The organism is Cystobacter fuscus DSM 2262, from assembly GCF_000335475.2.
Classification (GTDB): domain Bacteria; phylum Myxococcota; class Myxococcia; order Myxococcales; family Myxococcaceae; genus Cystobacter; species Cystobacter fuscus.
The window spans coordinates 847,896-867,982 of sequence record NZ_ANAH02000001.1 but is presented as its reverse complement, the minus strand read 5'-3'; the positions used below and the strand labels follow the sequence as shown (position 1 = coordinate 867,982).

Genomic DNA, 20,087 nt, shown 5'->3' with positions numbered 1-20,087 from the left:
CGGGGGGAGCGCCTCCCTATCCCTGTTCCACGCCGGGTGCAAGGCGCTCTTGCGCCGAGTTCATCGCTGGGCCGCCACGGCGCGCCGGGTATGAAAGGGAATGAGCAGGGTCGCGGTGGTGCCGTGGCCGAGCCCCTCGCTGTCCAGGGTGAGGCGGCCGCCCATGAGCTGCGCGGCGAGCGCGCTGGAGTGCAGGCCGATGCCATGGCCCTCGGCGCGGGTGGTGAAGCCCTGGGTGAAGAGGTGCTCGCGGATGTCCGGGGCGATGCCCACCCCCGTGTCCACCACTTGCAGGCGCACCCAGCCGTCCTCGAGCGTCGCGCGGACGGTGAGGTGGGGCTCCTCCTGGGGGTGGGCCTCCATGGCCTGACGCGCGTTGCTGAGCAGGTTGATGAGGATGGTGAGCACCTTGTGCTTGTCTGTCTTCACGGGCGGAAGCGCTGGCACCTCCTGGGAGACGGTGATGCCCGCCTGGAACAGGGCGCCCTGTTGCAGGCGCAGGGCCTCGTCCACCAACTCGCCCAGGTCACACTCCTCCATCAACAGGGTGGAGGTGGCATGCGCCTGCTGGCTCTCCACGATGGAGCGTACCCGCGCCACGTTGGAGTCCAGCGCCTCCAGGTTCTTGGAGAGCGAGGTGTGTTCCTGCTCCAGCTCCTCGGACAGGCGGATGAGGTAGTCCACCATGTGGCGGCCGCGGTCATCCTGGGTGAGGAACTCCGCGAGCTGGGAGCGGTTGTCCTCCAGCAGGGCGGTGGCCTGCCGGAAGCGGCTCACGCGGGAGGTGGCCGCGGCGCCGCGCATGAGCGCGGTGTCCACGACGATGCTGGTGAGGGCGTTGCCCACGTCATGCAGGACGCTGGAGGCGACTTCCGCCATGCCCACCCGGCGCGCCGTCTCCACCAGCCGGGCCTGGGCCTGCCGCAGCTCGTGGGTGCGCTGCTGGACGCGCGCCTCCAGCTCCTCGTTGGCGCGGCGCAGGGCTGTCTCTGCCTCGCGCACGTTCGCGTAGAGGCAGGCATTCTCGATGGAGATGGCCGCCTGCGAGGCGAGGTGCTCCAGGAGCGAGAGCCGGCCGTGGGAGAAGGTCTCGGAGGAGAGGGAGTTCTCCAGGTAGAGCAGGCCCTGGAGGGTGTCCTGGCGGCGCACGGGCAGGCACAGCACGGAGCGGACGGAGGACGAGGAGAAGTAGACGTCGGAGGAGAAGGGGTGGGGTTGGGTGGTGTCGTCGAGCAGGACGTGCTCGCCGCTGCGGCGCACGTAGGCCAGGAGGGACAGGGGCAGCTCGTGGGGCTGGGGGGCCTCGCCCTGGCGCTCCGACGAGGGCTGGAGCGCCACGACATGGAGCGCGTCGTCCTGGAGCAGGAGGAAGGCGCCGCGTTGTGCTCCGGCGCTCTCCAGGGCGACGCTCATGAGCGTGGCCACCAGCCGCTCGAGGACGATCTCACTGGAGATGGCCTGCTGGGCCTTGATGACGGCGAGCGCGTCGATGCGCTGCACGCCCGTCCCCGTGGTGGTGGTGTCCTGCCGGGAGTCGACGACGAGGAGCTGGGGCCACTGCTCCTCCAGTTGGCGGGCCTTTCCATGGGCGCCCCACTGGATGTAGCCCTCGTGGGCCTGACGGATGTAGGCGGTCGTGAGCGAGGGCAGGCCCAGGTCCTTGCAATAGCGGGCGGCCAGCTCGCAGATGAGGCCCACGAGGTGGTTCGAACCGTATTCGCGCGCGGCGGACAGGGAGGCTTCGTAGGCGCGCAGGGCCTGCTCGGTGTGGCCGGAGAGCCGGGCCAGCTCGGCGGCCACCAGCCGCTTGGCGGCGACGAAGTTCGCCGGGCAGCCGCTGGCCCAACCCGCGAGCTGTTGGCGGTGGGCCTCGATGTCGGCGAGGAACTCCCGTTTCTCCTCGGCGGAGGCGTTGCGGTAGCAGGCGGCGAGGGTGAGCGCTCCGTAGAGATGGTAGGCGAACGCCGCGGTATCTCCGGGGACCCGGCGCGCCTCCGGAGTGGCGAGGGCGCGCGCCTGGCGCGCCTGCTCGTAGTCGCCACACATGTAGCGGGACTGGAGCTTGATGAAGAGAAACATGTTGTAGTGCTGCGCCGAGCGGCCGCCGACGATCACCGCCTCGGCGCTCGCTTCATCGAACCCGTCTCCATCTGGAGAAGAGAAGGAGGGCGTGAGCCCTCGCAGTTGCTGCACGAGCCTTTCGTAATAGCGCGTCAGGAGTTCGAAGAGCCGGAAGTTGGACTTGCGCGAGTACTCGACGAACGCCTGGATCTCCTGGTGCGTCTCGGAGAGCTCACGGCCCTCGACCAGGAGGGTGCGGCTGATGGAGAAGCCGTGAACGCAGGCGGCCGGAGAGTCCCCCAACCGGAGCGCATACTCGAAGGCCGCGAGGCAGTACTTGTGGGTCTGGGAGAAGGGCTCGCGAAGACAGGCGAGGGCGGCGTAGAAGGCGAGGACCCGGCCACGGTAGATGGACGTGGGATGGCGCTCGCTCAGCTCGTGGGCGAGTTTGCCGAGGGCATGGGCCTTCTCGTATTGTCGGCGGACGATGCAATACCAGGTCGCGCAGAGGACATAGCCGTTCGCCGAGGCTTCCGCGTTGCCATGGTGGATGCTCAGGACCACGGCGCGCAGGGCGGCGATGGTGGCCAGGCTGGGCCTGGTGAACAGCGCCAGGGTGCACAGGCTCGCCAAGGCATTCAGGGTCGCCGTCACGTCGGGATCCGTCATGGCGGGCAGGTCGAGCAGGCTCTCGACGGAGTGCCGCTCCAGCAATCCTTCCAGCTCCGCTTCCGCGGCGTTCAGCTCCTCGGCGGAAGGGTCGAGCGGCAGCAGGAGTCCAAACTTCTCCAGACACTCCAGGAGGTTGCGCAGACTGGCCTGGGCGTCGCCCATGAGCAGCAGGAGGCGGCTCTTGATGATGTACGCGGAGATGGTGTCGAGGCGCGTCCGGGCATGGCGTGACGCCTCGTCCACCAACTGGATGGCCTGGGAGGAATGGCCCAGCACCATCTCGCTGGAGGCGTGGGCCAGGCGCAGGTTGAAGGCCAGCTCGGGGTGGGTCTCCCACGGATCTCCGGGCAGCAGGGAGAAGGCCAGGTCGAGATAGCCCACGGCGGATTGATGGGCCGTGGAGTTCCTGGCCCGGAAGCCCGCCCGGGCATTGAGGTGCGCCAGCCGCGTACGCTCCTCGACGTCGTCCAGCAACTTCACGCCCGCGTTGAGCTGGGACACCACGTCGAAGAGGCGCTCCTCGAGCTCCTCGGGGGACAGGCCCCGCAGCAGCAGGCGGCCGATGCGCAGGTGCAGGTGCGCGCGTTGCTCCTTGGGGGTGAGGCCATGGGCGGCTTGTTGGATGCGGTCATGCAGGAACCTCAGCTCTAGGGGACCGGCCTGGACCACCAGCCCCTCCATCAGGGCCGGCTCCAGACAGCGCTCCACGTCGGGGGCCTCCCGCTCGGACAGCAGGGCGAGGAGGGAGAGCGGAAAGGAGCTGCCCACGCCCGCGGCCAGTTGGAGCAGGTGCTGCGTGTCCGGTGGCAACTGGCGCAGCCGGTCCGCCATGAAGTCCACCACGTTGTCCGCGTAGCCACACGCCTTCACGCCCGCTTCGTTCCAGCGCCAGCCACCCTCGGGCGCGCGCGTCACCAGCTCTTCCTGGTGGAGGGTCTGCAACAGCTGCAACAGGAAGAAGGGGTTGCCCGCCGTCTTCTCCCACACCAGCGCGGACAGGGGCCGCACCATGTCCTCCTGGGCCCCGGGCAGGGCATCCGCCACGAGCTGGTGCGTCTGCTCGAGCGACAAGGCTCCCAGGTGGATCTCCGAGAACCGCGTCCCCTCCTTGCGCGCCGTGGCGAGCGTCAACAGGAGCGGATGCGTGGGATTCACCTCGTTGTCCCGGTAGGCCCCCACCCACAGCACGGGGGGCGTGTCCGGGTGGGTCATCAGGTATTGGATGAACGCGAGGCAGGGGGCGTCCGCCCACTGCAAGTCGTCCAGGAAGAGGACGAGGGGGTGCTCCCCCGTGGCGAAGACGCTCAGCAGGCGCTGGAAGAGGTGGTGGACGCGGTGCTGGGCCGCCTCGAGCGGCAGGTCCTCCACGGCGGGCTGTCTGCCCAGGACGAGCTCCAACTGGGGCACCATCTCCAGCAACACCTCGCCCTGTCCTTCCAGGGCCTCCAGCAGGCGTTGGCGCCAGGCGGCCAGCTCCGCGTCACTGCCGGCCAGCAGGTGTTGGATGAGGCCCCGCAGGGCCTGCACCAGGGGGGCGTAGGGCTTGTCCCGTTGGTATTGCTCGAACTTGCCCCGGAGGAAGAAGCCTCGGCTGCGGAGGACTGGCTGGTGCAGCTCCTTCACGACGGAGGACTTGCCGATGCCCGAGTAGCCGCGCACCAGCACCCACTCCGGTCGGCCCGTCCGGGCCACGCGCTCGAACGCCTCCAGCAGCGTCGCCACCTCGGCATGCCGGCCATACAACCGCTGCGGCAGCAGGAAGCGCGCGGGCACGTCCTTCTGCCCCAGGGGGAAGTCCCGCTCTCCGTTCTGGATGCGCTCCAGGTCGAAGCGCAGGCCCTCCGCTCCCTGGTAGCGATCCTCGGCGCGCTTGGACAAAAGCTTCATCACCAGCGCGGAGAGGGCTGGTGGCAGGCCGGGCACCATCTGGTGCGGGGGCACGGGGGCCTGGGCCAGGTGGGCGTGAAACCACTCCAGCAAATCCCTGCCCGTGAAAGGCAGACGCCCCGTGAGCAACTGGTAGAAGGTGATGCCCAGGGAATAGAGGTCGGTGCGGTAGTCCAGCGCCCGGTTCATCCGCCCCGTCTGCTCCGGAGACATGTAGGCCGGCGTGCCCTCCACGAGCGGGGCCGGGGCCGCCTCCACGTGCTGCGTTCGCTGGAGGGTGGAGATGCCGAAGTCGATGAGCCAGGGCTGCCCGGACGCGGACAGGAGGATGTTGCCGGGCTTGATGTCCTTGTGGATGACGCCCCGGCGGTGCACCTCGGCCAGGGTGGTGCACAGGTCCAGGGCGATGGGCAGGAAGCGCTTGAGAGGGAAGGGTCGGTCCAGGTGCTCGGAGAGCGAGGTGCCGCCCTCGTTGCCGAGGACGAGCACGGGTCGCTCCTGGAGCAACTCATAGGCGTGCACCTGGACGACACCGGGCGTGTTCCGCAGCCGCTGCAGCAGCGTGTACTCGTGCTGGAGGTGGGCGCGCTCGCGGGCACCCGGGAAGTCGGAACGGGGGGTCTTCAGGATGACGGGCTGGCCATCCACCTCGCGCAATGCACGGTACAGGAGGTTGGAAGAGGTGGACTGCAGGAGTCCAAGCAGGGAGTAGCCAGGGAACTGAAGCATGGGGACCCACCGATCATAGAACAACTCCGGACCCTCTCTCGTCGGCCGATCCCCCCCTCGACTCCAGGGGATCGACTACCAGGGACCGAGAGCCTGTCCGCTCAAATGCTGAGAGTGTGGAACGGGTGTGTTCCACCCCAGGGCGCTGGTTTCACCTGCGGGCGGACGCCGAGCGGTCGCGGACGCTCTTGAACTCCGAGCCGGGCTTCCACTGGGGCCAGCGATTGGACGTGGCCAGCTCCCGGCCGATGTCATGCAGCAACTGCACGTCCTGGGCGGCGCCGCGCAGATCCCAGTTGGCGCTCCAGGCATCGCAGGGTTGGTGGTAGCAGCGCGCGGTGTAGTCCGCGACCCATTTGTCGCCGGCCTCCCGGCCGCCTTCCACCAGATCGTGGCCGCCGCCCAACCCCATCAGCAGGAGCACCGGCACGCCGCGCCGGGCCAGGGAGAAATGGTCCGCGCGGTAGAACAGGCCCCGCTCGGGTTTCGCATCGGGGGTGACGGTGCGGCCCTGTTTCGCGGCGGCCCGGGCGAGGTCGTCCTCGAGCTCGTTCTGCCCATGGCCGACGAGCACGACGTCGCGGGCGGGCCCGGCGGTCTGCAGCACGTCCATGGTCAGGTTCGCCGCCAGGGTGGCGAGGGGCTGGAGCGGATGCGCGGCGTAGTACTCCGAGCCGAGCAGGCCCCGCTCCTCGGCGGTCCAGGCGGCGAAGAGGACCGTGCGCGCGGGCCTCGGTTCGCGCTGGAACGCGCGCGCGATCTCGATCATGCCGGCCAGCCCGATGGCGTCATCCACGGCGCCATGGCGCACCGTATCGCCGGAGGCATCGGCCGGACCGATGCCGTAGGCGTCCCAGTGGGCGCCGTACATGATGGCCTCGCGGGGGCGCTGCTTGCCGGGCAGTTTGCCCAGCACGTTGTGGCTGTCGGCGCGCGCGTGGGTCACGCGGTAGTCGCAGCTCAGGTGGGCGCCCGCGAGCGGGATGGGCTTGAAGTCCGCGGTGCGTGCCTCGTTCTCGAGCTGCTCCAGGTCCAACCCCGCGCGCGTGAACAGCGCGGTGGCGGCGTCGCGGTGGAGCCACCCCTGCATCAGCACCTTCTCCCGGGCGGGTTGGGCCCGGACGATGTCGTAGGTCTCTCCGTGGCCCGCCTGGACCGTGGACCAGCCATAGCCCGCGCCCGGGGTCTCGTGGATGATCAACGCTCCGAGCGCGCCCCGCCGGGCCGCCTCCTCGTACTTGTAGGTCCAGCGGGCGTAGTACGTGGCCGCCCGGCCGCCGAATTTGCCGCTGACGGGCTCTCCCTCGCGCGCCTCGAAGTCGGGGTCGTTGATGAGGAAGACGGCGATCTTCCCGCGCAAGTCGACGCCCTTGAAGTCATCCCATCTCCGCTCGGGCGCGGAGACGCCGTAGCCCACGAACACCAGCGGGGCCTTGTCGATCTTCACGCGGCTCACCGGGCGCAGCGTGTTGACCACCACCTCCTGGCCCTGGCGCAGCGGCGTTGCTTCGCCCCCGGCGAACAGGTTCACGGTGGCGTCCTCCCGCACCTGGAAGCGGACCAGGGGGACCTTCTGCGTCCAACCGCCCTTCTCGCCAGCGGGCTCCAGGCCCGCCTCCTTGAACTGGCGGATGAGGTACTCGACGGTCCTGGCCTCGCCGGGCCCTCCCGGTGCCCGGCCCGCGAACTCGTCCGAGGCGAGCGTCTTGGTGATCTCCGACAGCCGCGCCGGATCGATCGTCACCGGCTCCTCCGCACGGCCCTCCCTCGCGCCCAGCAGCAGGGCGAGCGCGGCGAGGAGGGGGGAGCGTGAAGCGTGTCTCGAGACTCTCCAGAAGGTCATGGCCGCACTTAAAACACGACCGGGATCCTTTTGAAGCCGCGCAGAGCGGCCCCCATGCTGAGTTCGAGCTGTCCGGCGGGGTCGGCCAGCCGCAGCTCCGGCCATCGGCGGAACAGGGTCTCGAAGGCCAGCTCGGCCTCGAGCCGCGCCAGGGGGGCTCCGATGCAGACGTGGATGCCCTTGCCGAAGGCGATGTGCCGGTGGGCATCGGGCCGCGAGATGTCGAACGCGTCCGGGTGGGCGAAGCGCCGGGGATCCCTGTTGGCCGAGGCGAGTCCCACCGCCACCTTCGCTCCGCGAGGCACGCGTGTTCCCCCCACGTCGAGGTCCTCCATCGCGATGCGTGGGCCACCGATGAAGTCGACCGGCCCCCAGTAGCGCAGCGTCTCCTCGACCATGCCCTTGACGCAGGCGGCGGGGTCCGCGAGGAAGCGGGCGTGCTGCTCGGGGTGGCTCAAGAGCGCGACGACGCCGTTGCCGATCAGGTTGACGGTCGTCAGGTGCCCGGCGAAGAAGAGGATGAACACCATCGACAGCAGTTCCTGGGGGGTGAGGATGTCTCCGTCCTCCTGGACCTGGACCATCTGGCTGATCATGTCCTCGGTGGGCGCCCGCCGCTTCCGCTCGAAGAGGGACTCGAGGTAGTTCGCGAAGGCGTTCAAGCCCGCGCGCGTCTCTCCATCCATCATGCCCTCGGGTCCCTTGGCCCGCAGGAGCCGCTCCGCCCAGGGATAGACGGTCTCGCGCTCCTCCACGGGAATGCCGAGCATGTCGCTGATGACGGTGATGGACAGGGGGTAGGCGAAGGACTCGACCAGGTCCAACCGCCGTCCGGGGGCCACCTCACCGCGCGCGGCCGCCTCGCGCTCGGCCTTGTCGAGCAGGTCCTCCACGATGCGCTGGATGCGGGGCCTGAGCGCCTCCATGGCGCGCGCGGTGAAGTTGGGCTGCACGAGCTTGCGCAGCCGCGTGTGGTCCGGGGGATCCAGCACCAGGATGCTGCGCACGATGGGGCGCAGTTCCTCGGGCAGGGCGGCCTCCATGCGCGCGCGCTGCTCGGGGGGCATGGCCTTGAGCACGTCCGACGACAGCCGCTCCTCCATGAGGATGGACACGGCCGCGTCGTACCGGGTCACGAAGTACTGCTCCGGGGTGGACCCGCTCGTCGGGGCGCGCTCCGCCTTCGCCCGGTCCACGATGCCGAGCCCGGAGGGAACACGCACGACGGGGCCCTTGTCGCGCAGCTCGGCGTAGACGGCATGGGCCCGGGTCATGAACTCCAGACTCTCCTTGTCCAGGACCGTGGGCCCCCCGAAGGGGGCCTCTGCCAGGGCCTGGGCAGGGGTCTGTTGCTGCTGCTCGTCCAGCGGGTTCGGCGCCATGGTGTCCTCCCTCGTCAGCGGGGAGCAACGATAGCCCAGGCGCCGCCGTGCCCTGGCCTACTTGATCTCCGCCTTGCAGAGGGCGCTGCACCCGTCGCCGCTGACGGTGTTGCCGTCGTCGCACTGCTCGCCGGCCTCGGGCTGGACGACGTTGTCGCCGCAGCGGGGACCGAACACGCACGCGCGGGTGCACTGACCGGAGCCGTTGCTCGCCCCCTCGTCACACTCCTCGCCCGGGTCCACCGTCCCATTGCCGCAGGTGGGCGTGCACTGGGTGCGGCGGGTGACGAAGTTGGTGAGCGTGAGCTGGTACGAGGAGGCCGAGGTGTGGCGCTCGGCCTGGAACACCACCGCCTCATAGATGCCGCCCACCTGGAGGCCGAGGTTGGTGGCCTGGTTCTTCAGGGTGATGGTGCCCGACTCCGCTCCGTGGACACCGCCGAGATCCAACGCCAGCCGGCCGTTGATGAACACCCAGACGTCATCATCCCCCCGGAAGGTGAGCACCTCGGTGCCCTTGTACTCGAACCAGTAGCGGGCCTCGCTGGTGAAGCTGAAGTTGTGAGAGACCCCGCCGTTGTCCTTGCGCGTGGGCTCCTTGCCCTGGGCGACCCAGCCCAGGTTGTCGAGCGGGAAGAAGCTCTGGTCGTCGAACACGTATGAGCCGTTGGTGGCGTCCTTCAGCAGCTCCAGCGAGCCCGCCACCGCCAGGTTCACGCCCTCGACGTCCCGGTACCATTGATCGAACGCCGCCCGGCCATGGGTGGTGGTGCTGGTCGCGCCCTCCTTCGCGTACACGGGCTTGCCGTCCGGAGACAGGGGCGAATAGAGCGGCCCACAGATGCCGCGCTCCTCGCCATTGGCGTTCTCGAAGTCGGCGTGGCCCTTCGGGTTCGTCAGATCATTGCCGCGGAAGTCGCGGTAGACGACGGGAATGGACACCTTCTCGGGCGTGGCTGAGTCGACGGCCTGGCAGCTGAAGCCCGGCTCGAGCGTGCACGTGGGCGAGCAGCCGTCGTTGGCGCGCGTGTTGCCGTCATCGCACTGCTCCTTCGGATCGTTGGGCAACAGGACGCCGTCCCCGCAGCTGCTCGCGCAGGTGCCGCCGGAGCACCGGGGCTCGGTGGTGCACAGGGGCGAGCAGCCATCGCCCAGGTTGTTGTTGCCGTCGTCGCACTGCTCCGTGCCCTCGACGACGCGATCCCCGCAGACCGTGCGGATGCAGGGCTCGCCGGCCGCCGGGCACTTGTAGCCGGACTCCAGCCGGCAGGTCGCGCCGCAGCCATCGCCAGGCAGGGCGTTGCCGTCCTCGCACTCCTCGTCCCCGGCGATGATGCGATCGCCACAGGTCGCGGCGAAGCAGCGATCCCCCTGCGCGGTGCAGCTCCAGCCCTCTTCCACCAGGCAGCGGGTGTCACAGCCGTCACCCGCGGTGGTGTTGCCATCGTCACAGGCCTCGGTGTTGTCCCGGGTGCCGTTGCCACAGGTCGTGCGGACACAGGCCTGGCCCGGCGTGTCGCATGCCCAGCCCTCCTCTACCGCGCGACAGCTCGCGGCGCAGCCGTCGCCGTCCGCCGTGTTGCCGTCGTCGCAGGACTCCGCCGACTGGCGTGCCCCGTCTCCACATTCGCCCCCTCCACCCCCCCCACAGCCGGAGGCCAGCATCGACACGAGAAAAGAGACGAGCACGAGGCCCGTGAATCGCACTCCACCAGGAAGGTCACTCCGCATGGAGACGGATGCTGGAAGTGGGGGAGGGGCGTGTCAACGCATCCGTACTCCCGGCGCGGAGGGTACGCCTTCGGAGCACATGCGAGGTCAGAACTCGATATCGTGTTGTTTGCAGTATTTCTGGACGAGGGCGCGCTGAGCGGTGGGCACCCGGCTCCATTGCGCGCGGGCGTTGGCGAGGTCGCCTTGCTGGCAATGGGCGCGCGTGAGCAGGGAGAAGGACGCCCCGGTGACCTTCGTGCGCTGGCTGAGGCGGGCGAGCCGGATGGCCTCGGTGGCCTGGTTCGCCTTCAACGCCTGCTCCGCCTGCTCCAGTGTCTCGCGCACACCGGCGGGCAGGACCTCGGGGGCCTGCGCCCGAGCCGCGGGACGAGCGGTGGGCTGGGGGGCGGTGGCCGAGGAGGCGGGCTCGGGGGTCTCGGCGGGAGGCGTCTCCTGAGCGGGAGGCGTCTCCTGGGCGGGCGGAGGCGCGGGAGGCGGGGTGGCGGTGGTGGTGGCGACTTCCGGAGGGGACCGCGTCACGGGAGGGGAGGCGGGAGGCGTTCCACGCGACAGGAACGCCACGACGCCCCCGGCTCCCACGAGCAGCGCGAGGACGGCGCCGACGAGGACGGTCCGCGAGGACTTCGGCGGCATCGCGCTACCCGGGAGCGAGGGCGCGGGCCCCACCATCGAGGGTGGGGGGGCCTCCATCATCGAGGGGGGCGCCTCCAGCTCCGAGGCAGGCGCCGCCCGCACCGCCCCGGGGCGCACGGTCGCGACCGCCTCCTGGGCGGAGGGCGCCTTGCGTCCGGGCACGGTCGCGGGCGTGGCGGCGACCACCCCCGCGCTCACGGGCGTCAGGGGGACGTCCTGGCTGGCCGGCTGGGGCTCGGGCCGCGCCGAGGAGAGGCTGGGGGCCGTGCCGGTCAGCTCCTCGATGAAGGCCGCGATGCTCGGCTGACGGTCGCCGGGCTGCTTCGACAGGGCCTTGTCCACCGCGGCGCAGACGGACGCGGGCAGGTGCGGACAGATGGCGGCGAGGGGGTCCACCGGCTCGTTCACGATGCGGTAGAGGATGCCCACCACGGACTCGTCGGCGAAGGGCGACTTGCCGGAGAGCATCTCGTAGACGATGACGCCGAGCGCGAAGAGGTCCGAGCGCGCGTCCACCTTGGTGTTCTGGCCCCGGGCCTGCTCGGGGGACATGTACCGGGGGGTGCCCATCAGCACGTCGTCCTGCGTGCGCACCGTCTGGGCCGAGACGAGCTTGGAGATGCCGAAGTCGAGCAGCTTCACCTGGTAGTCGGCGACGTCCCAGGACTCGGTGGGCACGAGGAAGACGTTGCCGGGCTTCAGGTCGCGATGGATGACGCCCGCCTGGTGGGCCGCGTGGAGCGCCGCGCCGATCTGCCGCGCGACGAAGAGGGCCTCGGGCAGCGGCAGGGGGCCCTTCTTGAGCCGCCGGGACAGGGTCTCCCCGCTCAGGTGCTCCAGCACCAGGAAGGGGGCACTGCCCTCTCCCTCCGGGCCGTGGAAGTCGAGCACCCCGACGATGTTGGGGTGCCCGAGCCGCGAGGTGATCTCCGCTTCGCGGCGGAAGCGCGCGTACTGGTCGGCCGTCACCTCCTCGTCACTGAGGAGGACCTTCACCGCCACCTGTTTGCCGGGCAGCCGCAGGTGCCGGGCGAGGAAGACCTTGCCCATGCCTCCGGTGCCCAGCAGGGACACGATTTCGTAGGTGTCGCGAAGGATGCTGCCAATGCGGATGTCGTCCGAGGCGGAGGTGCTCATGGGATTTCCGCGCGGACCATATCACCCGGAAGTCCCTCTTCCGGGTGACTCATGCGCCGCTCAGCAGTTGCTGACCAGCACCCAGACGCCCCAGTCGCTCTGGGTGGGGACCTCGTTCTGGGTCCACCACTGGGCGCGCCACAGCTTGCCGCCCGAGGTGACCTGGTCTCCCTTCACGTAGACCTTGGTCGCGTCCCACGCGGCCACGCCGGCGCAGGAGCCGCCGGTGCCGCTGGTGACGGTGATGGAGACGGCCGCCGAGGTGGTGGTCGCGCCGCCGTCGTCGGTGGCCACGGCCGTCAGCGTGTAGCTGCCCGCCGCCACGTTGAGCCAGGCGAGGCTGTAGGGCGCGGAGGTGACCGTGCCCAGCTTCTGGGCACCCGCGTAGAAGACCACCTGGGTGACGCGGCCGTTGGAGTCCGAGGCGTTGGCGCTCACGGTGATGGTGCTGCCGGGCGTGAAGGTCGTGCCGTTGGCGGGGGAGGTGAGGTTCACGGACGGCGCCGGGTTGGTGGTGCCGCCGCCGACGACCTGGGAGATGGCGTTGAGCAGCGACGTCGTGCCCGAGGTGTCCTGGGAGATCTCCCAGATCATGATGCCGCCGCCGCGCTGCAGCGCGAGCTGGGCCTTGGCCTTGATGGTGGGGATGCCGTTGTAATAGATGCCGTTGACCACGTCCTTGTTGGGGGCCTGGGGATCCATGGCGACGAGCTGCGCGTAGGTATAGGCCCCGTTCCCCGAGTCCTTGCCGTAGAAGGGCACGCCCAGCACCGCCTTGCTCGCGGGCAGCCCGCGGCCGAGCCAGTAGTTCATCGACTGCACGGCGATGTCATACGACGAGTGGGGATAGCCCATGTCGTAGGCCATGATGTTCAGGAAGTCCACGTCGGCGAAGGACGAGGTGGGGATGCCGTCGCCGCCCGTGGCGAGCACCGCGGCGGTGAGGATCTTGCCCCGCGCGTGCAGCGCGGTGCCGAGCTGGTTCATCAGCGCGCCGAAGTTCTGCGCCGAGGCGCCGGGCTCCGGCCACTCCCAGTCGATGTCCACGCCATCCAGTCCGGCCTGCTCCACGAAGGCCAGCACGTTGTTGACGAAGGTGGTGCGCGCCGAGGCGTTGGCGGCCATCTGCTCGAAGGGCGCGTCATTGCCATCCATCCAGCCGCCCACCGCCACCTGCACCTTGACGCCCTTGGCGTGCGCCGCCTGCACCAGCGAGCGCAGCCGCGCGTCCCCGCTGCTCAACCCCGTCAGCCCGCCCTGCGCCGTGGGCAACAGGAAGGAGTAGTTGATGTGGGTGAGCTTGTCGTACTGGATGGCGTTGACGTCTCCCTGCCATGTGGGGAAGTAGCCGACAACCCGGGTGGAGAGCGCTTTGGCCTCCTGGGAACGCATGGGCTCGTCCAGCACCTCGGAGGGATCGGGCTGACCCGCGCAGGCCACCAGGGTGGTGAGAAGGGCTCCGACCGCCAGACTTCTGAGTTCGAATGCTTTGTGCAAGACCGCTCCTTCGAGAACGCCCTGAAAGAGAGCGAATCCCAGAATTTCGGGTCAAAGAATCGGGGGCGGGGGCCTGATTTCGTGACGCCTGGGTGACACTTGCGACACGGGGCCGTGACCCTGTGACACTTTCGCGACGGGCCCCGCCCTTTGTTGTCGGGGTGCGGCCGATTGGGTACGGGGTGCGCCACACGCGAGCCCGGGGTTCTCCCGCCCGCGTGTCGAGCCCCGCCATGCACCTCACTGCTTCTTCCCGATCCGTCCTCCTGTCGCTGCTGCCTGGTGCCACGCTGTTCCTGTCTCCGCTGGCCCAGGCCCAGCAGACCGGCAGCCCCGAGACCCCGGCGGCCGCCGACGCTCCGGCGGCGAACCCCGAGCCGGCCTCTCCCAGCACGACGCCCACGAATGTCGAGCCGGCCGCCCCCAGCGCTCCGCCCGCCGCGGTGACGCCGCCCGCCGAGGCTCCCAAGAAGGAGACCCACTGGTACGAGAAGATCCGCCTCCGGGGCTACACGCAGTTCCGCTACAACCGGCTGCCGAGCTTCCGCGTCAACGAGGATCTCATCAACGACCAGGGCGACCGTTTCCTGGGCAAGAACAACGGCTTTGGCATCCGGCGCGCGCGGCTCATCATCTTCGGTGACGTGCACGAGCGGGTGTCCATCTACCTGCAACCCGACTTCGCCTCGGTCATCTCGGACCAGTACAACGTGGCCATCCTGCGCGACTGGTACGCCGACATCTTCCTGGACTCGGCCAAGGAGTTCCGGCTGCGCGTGGGCCAGTCCAAGGTGCCGTATGGTTTCGAGAACCTCCAGTCGAGCCAGAACCGTCTGGCCTTCGACCGCAACGACGCCATCAACAGCGCCGTCAAGGACGAGCGCGACCTGGGCATCTTCTTCTATTGGGCGCCGAGCGAGATTCGCAAGCGCTTCAAGGATCTGGTCGACAACAACCTGAAGGGCTCGGGCGACTACGGCGTGGTGGGCCTGGGGGTCTACAACGGGCAGACCGCCAACCGGCCCGAGCGCAATGACAACCTGCATGTGGTGGGCCGCGTGACCTGGCCCTTCCTCTTCGGCAAGCAGTTCGTCGAGGTCGGCGCGGGAGGCTATTACGGCCGATTCAACGTCACCGCCTCGCCGAGCGCGTCGGCGCCGTATGCGCTGGCCGGCGGGGAGAATGATCTCGTGGATGCCCGCGCCAACGTGAGCCTGGTCATCTACCCGCAGCCGATTGGCTTCATGGCCGAGTACAACGTGGGCCGCGGGCCCTCCACGGGCGGTTTCGGGGACTTCACCATCGACAGCCGCCCGCTGCGCGGCGGCTACGCGCAGCTCATGTACAAGCTGGACAACGTGGCTGGCGTGTCGCTCATCCCCTACGTCCGCGGCACGCTCTACGAGGGTGGCAAGAAGTTCGAGACGAACGCCCCCCGCTACGACGTGCGCGAGCTGGAGATGGGCGTGGAGTGGCAGATCCTCAAGGCGCTCGAGGTGACGGCGGCGTATCTGGTCTCGGATCGCACCTCGTCCCGCGCGCCCTACCAGCAGCAGCGCGGCGACGTGACGCGCATCCAGCTCCAGGTCAACTACTGACCCGGGCGGTGCGCGTGCAGGGGCCCCGGAATCGTCGCAAGATGCGCTGCACGCGCATGCCCGCCGCGGCGCGACGCCTGGAGGCCCCATGTCCTCGTCCGACCTGTGCCGTCGCTGTGGCCTGTGCTGCGACGGCAACCTCTTCAGCCACGTGCCCCTCGAGCACGCCGAGGTCGACGCGGCCCGGCGCCACGGGCTCGAGGTGGTCCGGCTCGCGGGGGGCGCGCCCGCCCTTCGCCAATGCTGTCCGGCCCTCCACGCGCGCCAGTGTTCCGTCTACGGAGCCCGCCCGGAAGGCTGCCGCCGCTATGGCTGCCGGTTGCTCGGCGCGCTGACCCGCCAGACGGTCTCCCTCGAGGAGGCGCTCGCGGTGGTGGAGCGGGCGCACGCCCTGCTCGCGGAAGTGGAGCGGGGGCTGGAGCCCGAACCGGACCGGTTCTCGTCGGTGCTGGAGCGCGCGCGCTTCGCCTCCTGGGGGGGCGTGGACGGGTCCTCGTCCAGCACGAACGCCGCCCGGGAGCGGGCCGAGGCCTTCCTGGATGAGCACTTCCACGGGGGTCCGCGGCGCTTCGAGCCCCCCGCCGGAGGGTGAGGCGCTCACACGACCCCGCGTCATGGTACGGTGCGTCATGCACTACCGTCCCCCCCCTGGTGCCATGGAACGGAGCGTCGCTGGCGTCGAGCAGCCGCCTCCGGGGACCATGGCTGGCGGGTATCACCTCCCGCGCATGGGCTCGCCAACTTCCATCCTCGTGGATGACTCGCTCTGGCCCCTGCTGCGGGTGACGTTCCCGCGGGTGATCACGAACGAGCAGCAGGATGAGCTGTTCGCGCGCATCCGGTCCTATCTGCGGCGGGGAGAGCGGTTCGTCTCCCTGGTGGACATCCGCCAGCTCCAATCCTTCACCTTCGAGCAGCGCGAGCAGCAGTGGCTGTTCCTGCGTCAGCAGACAGGCCCGATGCGCCAGTGGTCGATGGGCATCGTGGCGCTCATCAACTCTCCGACCTTGGCGCTGATGGCGAGGGTCATCGTCCACCGCATCAAGCCTTCCGTCGTGCCGTACTCCATCCTGGCCTCGTGGCCGGCGGCGGTGTCGTGGGCGGCGGATCGGCTGGACAACAACGGTCTGGTCGAGCACTCCCAGCGGGTACGGCTGCGCCTCGGTTAGCCTCCGGAGGGGAGCGCGGGCTCCCCCCTCGGGGTCCAGCCCGTGCGATAGCGACTCGCACCGCGGCGGCAACCCGTCGTGCGGCTGGGGCCTGAGTCAGTCCGCCGCATCGAGCGTGCTGTTGTCGGGCTCCGCCTGGATGGACGGCGGGGGGCTCGCCGCGCTCGCGGCTTGCACGATGATGGACGTCACCACGTCATTCCAGCTGTCATCCACGAGCGAGGCATCGTCCGCCGTCTTGGTGAGGCTGGCGCCGGTGAAGTTGTCATCGGCGTAGAGGGTGACCTTGTAGCCGCTGGCGACCTTGAGCGAGGTGATGTCGTTGTCGCGCACGCCCCAGGCCTTCAAGGTGGCGAGGTTGTAGCGGCCCACGGGCAGCGCCGCCGCGTAGCCGCCATGGTTGATGTCCTGGTACAGGGTGGTGGCGTTGGGCCCCGGGGACGCGTAGGTGAAGGGGAAGCTGCTCTGCGCCTGGACGAACTGGGTCTCCCACTCGGCGGGCCAGCCAAAGGCGGAGGTGGCCAGGGTCTTCAGATTCACGCCCGCCGCGCCGCTCCAGAAGTGGATGAACTCGCCCCAGTTCAGGCCTCGCGCGTAGCTGCTTCCGTTCTTCGGGAAGTACTGCGCCAGCAGGGCGAAGTAGCGGTTGAGCACCGTGGCCCCGCCGTGATTCTTGTAGATGGGATAGAACCAATCCCTGAACCAGTGGGTGTTGCTCCGGGGGAAGCCGTCCGTCGTGTTCAGCATCAGGTTGTACCAGCGATTGGCATCACTGGTCCGGCCCAGCCCCACGTAGACGTCATAGACGAAGATCTCCGCCCACTTGCTGTCCCTCCACAGGCCGAAGGCGGGGGATTCACGGACGCCCTTGGAGGCTCCTTCCACGATGTGCGCGACCTCGTGGGTGACGATGTCCAGGTCGTTGCCGGTCCCGCTCGTCCAGGCGGTGGTGGACGAGGAGCCCACGTCGATGACGTTGCGGCTGTCATGGCTGGGGTCGAAGTACGTGGACGGATGGCCCCCGCTGTACTTGGCCGTGTGGAAGATGGCGTAGAGCTGCGCGTCCGTGCCGAACTGCCCGTAGGTCCTCCGGGTGTACCTCCACACGTCGCCGACGAAGCCGTTGGGCCAGGTGATCGACCGGTTCACGGCCGAGTCGAAATACACGGCCACGTCCTTGTCTTGATAGACCCGCGAGACCGTCTGGTTGTGCTCGAACCAGTGCTCCGTCCAGGTGGCGGGCGCGGTCTGCGCCCACGTCGGCGCGGAAGAGAGCAATGGCAGGGCGATGGCGAGGGCGGGTCCGAGAGTTTTCATGGGTCGTTCGCGGCTTTGGGGTTTATCTGGAAAATCCTGATATTCGCCAATCTAATGGCTGTCAAGGAGCGAATCACGGGAGGCCCTGGGTTTCCCGCGCGGTGGTCAAGATGACGTGCAAAGGAACAGCGTCACTGAATCCAGGGCGGAGGGGGTGGCATTCACGAGCCCCCGGAATGCGGTATCCTGACGGAGTCTGACTGCGCACCCCCTGTGGGGCCACTGGACAGCTTGCTCTTCGAGAGAGGCTCCGAGCGCCTCGTGTTTGAGTTTCCAGCTCGAATGGTTGAAGACAAGCGCGTCTTCGTGCTCGCGGCCCCGCTGTCTGGCCTCGGCATCGAAACATGACACACCCTGTCAATTTCCCTTCCCCGGCTTCCGAGAAGTTTGGAGACAAATGATGCGCTGGACTCTGCTGGCAGCGTGGTTGACGTTGTGTCTGGTGCTTTCGCCAGGTTGCGGCATCAACGATGACCCCGTGCGGCAAGCCGCGGGCGGGGCCGAGGATGCGGGCGTTGTCGAGGACGCGGGGGTTGTCGAGGACGCGGGCGTTGTCGAGGACGCGGGCGTTGTCGCGGACGCGGGCGTTGTCGCGGACGCGGGCGTTGTCGAGGATGCGGGCGTTACCGCCGAGGACGCGGGCGTTGTCGAGGATGCCGGTTCCGAAGAGGAGCTGGTGTTCCCGGACGCGGGGCCCATCGAGGACGCCGGCACCGGGGTGGACGCCGGATCGCCTCCGCCGCCGCCGGTGATCACGCGCTTTCTCGCCACTCCGTCGCAAATCGAGAGGGGGCAGAGCGCGGTGTTGGAGTGGGAGGTCGCGGTCGCGACGGAGGTGCGGATTGAACCGGACCTCGGCGTCGTGACGGGCTCCTCGCTCTCCGTGCGGCCCTTCGCGACGACGACCTATCGGCTGACGGCCCTGGGCGAGGGGGGAAGCGCCACGGCGACGGTGACGGTGGGGGTGATCGAGCCGGCCTGGGCTTCCATGAGCTGGGGGAACGAGCTGCCGGGTGGGTACAACTCGGACGTCTACCGGTGGTTGGATTCCAAGGGCGAGCAGCGGACGGCGGTGCTCACCCGCAACGACGCCAGGGATCCCGGTGGAACCAACGGCGGCATGCTGCGGCAGTTCCGCTACGGCTCGGGGGCGAAGGCGCGGGTCGCCACCGGCACGGGCGCCAGCAGCGGCGCCGTGAAATACAATGGGTGGGGCTACGTGGTGAGCCACTACGGGAGCGGCAACTCCCTGGTGGCCCGTTCCGCGGACGTCACGGGCCAGTACCGTCAGGCCCTGATGGGCCGGCATCACGCCCTCCACGAGTTCTCCTGGAACCTGCTCTTCAACGACGGCACCGCGCAGGTGCCCAAATGGGTTCCCATCAAGGCCACGGTGCAGTGGTTCTTCGCCACGGGACGTGACCATCCGGTCTATGCCATCACCTTCGACAGCAGCGCGGCGCTCCCGCAGGGGTTGAGCACCCAGCCGGATTCCCGTACCCCCTACGGGGACATCGCCTGGGATGGGGATGGCACCCTGGCCACGGTGGATGGCGTGAAGTGGGGAGACAAGTATCAGTTCTACACCCGGGACGAGCCCTTCACGTCCGCGAGCAGGTGGGATTACAAGACGCCCAACGTGGTGCCCTATGCCTCGACGTATTCCCGGACCGCCGACGCGGAGATGGGCATCGTGCAAACCCTGTCCTGGCTGCAACACAACACGGGAGGGACCTGGCTCAACAACAACTGGGGCAAGGACTCCGAGAACCAGATCGACGGCGATACGGCCGACAAGTGGGTGATGCCGCCCAACTGGAATTGGCCCTACCAGCTCTGCCAATACGAAATGAAGCTCAACCAGCCGACGACCAGCAAGCGTGTCGCCTGGGGATTGATGTCCGGCGCCGTGGGACGCGCCACCTACTGGGGCTATGGCTATGAGAAGCAGTGGTCGAGCCTGCCCTACCACAGCTACTCCGTCTTCACGGTGCTCGGACGGCCCAGCGAGGGGACGGTCCAGGCGCAGATCTCCGAAGTGGAACGCGCGCTCAAGGCGCAGCCGTCCGCGAGCCGTGGCCAGGTGGTGGCGTATGGGCCGGGTGGAGTGGCCCGCTCCGACAGCGAGAAGTACGCCGTGCCCGGCTACAACGGCGTCTACGGCGTCCACGAGTTCAAGGCGGATACGGATGGCAGCTTCTCCGTGGGTCTGAACGCCGCGGGCGGCGCGCTGCACAACCCCATCTTCCTCATCCGCGACATGTATGCGCCGCTCTCGCGCCTCACGTTGGATGGCGTGGCCCTGAGGGCGGACGTGGACTACTTCGCGTCCTACGATGACGTCACGAAGCGGGTGTGGATCACCCTCAACCGGGAGTGGAGCGGCGGCCACACCCTGAGCAATCTCCCCATCGGTCCGTGACGGGGG

General features: G+C 68.9%; 11 protein-coding genes. 4 read left to right on the top strand and 7 right to left on the bottom strand.

The window, feature by feature from the left end:
- Window positions 1–60: 60 nt before the first annotated feature.
- The 6 genes from D187_RS03375 to D187_RS03350 all read right to left on the bottom strand — a co-directional run bounded on the left by D187_RS03375 (window position 61) and on the right by D187_RS03350 (window position 13,575).
- Entirely contained in the window at window positions 61–5,349 is a 5,289-nt protein-coding gene (locus D187_RS03375; RefSeq protein ID WP_002628856.1) for a trifunctional serine/threonine-protein kinase/ATP-binding protein/sensor histidine kinase, read from the bottom strand.
- Window positions 5,350–5,500: 151 nt separating this feature from the next.
- Window positions 5,501–7,192, bottom strand: a complete 1,692-nt coding sequence (locus D187_RS03370; RefSeq protein ID WP_002628857.1) for a M28 family metallopeptidase — start codon at window positions 7,190–7,192, stop codon at window positions 5,501–5,503.
- Window positions 7,193–7,200: 8 nt separating this feature from the next.
- Window positions 7,201–8,574 (bottom strand): cytochrome P450 family protein, encoded by a 1,374-nt coding sequence (locus tag D187_RS03365; RefSeq protein WP_002628858.1) that lies wholly within the window; start codon window positions 8,572–8,574, stop codon window positions 7,201–7,203.
- Window positions 8,575–8,631: 57 nt separating this feature from the next.
- Entirely contained in the window at window positions 8,632–10,305 is a 1,674-nt protein-coding gene (locus D187_RS03360; protein WP_002628859.1) for a DUF4215 domain-containing protein, read from the bottom strand.
- An 87-nt stretch (window positions 10,306–10,392) separates the two neighbouring features.
- Window positions 10,393–12,078 (bottom strand): serine/threonine protein kinase, encoded by a 1,686-nt coding sequence (locus D187_RS03355; protein ID WP_002628860.1) that lies wholly within the window; start codon window positions 12,076–12,078, stop codon window positions 10,393–10,395.
- A gap of 60 nt (window positions 12,079–12,138) precedes the next feature.
- Window positions 12,139–13,575 carry a glycosyl hydrolase family 18 protein gene (locus D187_RS03350; protein WP_002628861.1) on the bottom strand — a complete coding sequence of 479 codons (1,437 nt, stop codon included), beginning with the start codon at window positions 13,573–13,575 and terminating at the stop codon, window positions 12,139–12,141.
- Window positions 13,576–13,808: 233 nt separating this feature from the next.
- On the opposite strand from D187_RS03350, the gene D187_RS03345 reads away from it, so the two are divergent.
- The 3 genes from D187_RS03345 (at window position 13,809) to D187_RS03335 (ending at window position 16,342) form a co-directional block, all read left to right on the top strand.
- Window positions 13,809–15,173 (top strand): porin, encoded by a 1,365-nt coding sequence (locus D187_RS03345; protein WP_002628862.1) that lies wholly within the window; start codon window positions 13,809–13,811, stop codon window positions 15,171–15,173.
- An 88-nt stretch (window positions 15,174–15,261) separates the two neighbouring features.
- Entirely contained in the window at window positions 15,262–15,765 is a 504-nt protein-coding gene (locus tag D187_RS03340; protein WP_002628863.1) for a YkgJ family cysteine cluster protein, read from the top strand.
- A gap of 64 nt (window positions 15,766–15,829) precedes the next feature.
- Window positions 15,830–16,342, top strand: a complete 513-nt coding sequence (locus D187_RS03335) for a hypothetical protein (RefSeq protein ID WP_155893127.1) — start codon at window positions 15,830–15,832, stop codon at window positions 16,340–16,342.
- Between the two features lie 96 nt (window positions 16,343–16,438).
- On the opposite strand, the gene D187_RS03330 is transcribed toward D187_RS03335, so the two are convergent.
- Entirely contained in the window at window positions 16,439–17,659 is a 1,221-nt protein-coding gene (locus tag D187_RS03330; protein ID WP_002628865.1) for a beta/gamma crystallin family protein, read from the bottom strand.
- 397 nt (window positions 17,660–18,056) lie between these two features.
- Between D187_RS03330 and D187_RS03320 the strand changes: the two genes are divergently transcribed.
- Window positions 18,057–20,081, top strand: coding sequence for a hypothetical protein (locus tag D187_RS03320; protein WP_051256180.1), 2,025 nt, complete (start codon window positions 18,057–18,059; stop codon window positions 20,079–20,081).
- The last annotated feature ends 6 nt before the right edge of the window (window positions 20,082–20,087 follow it).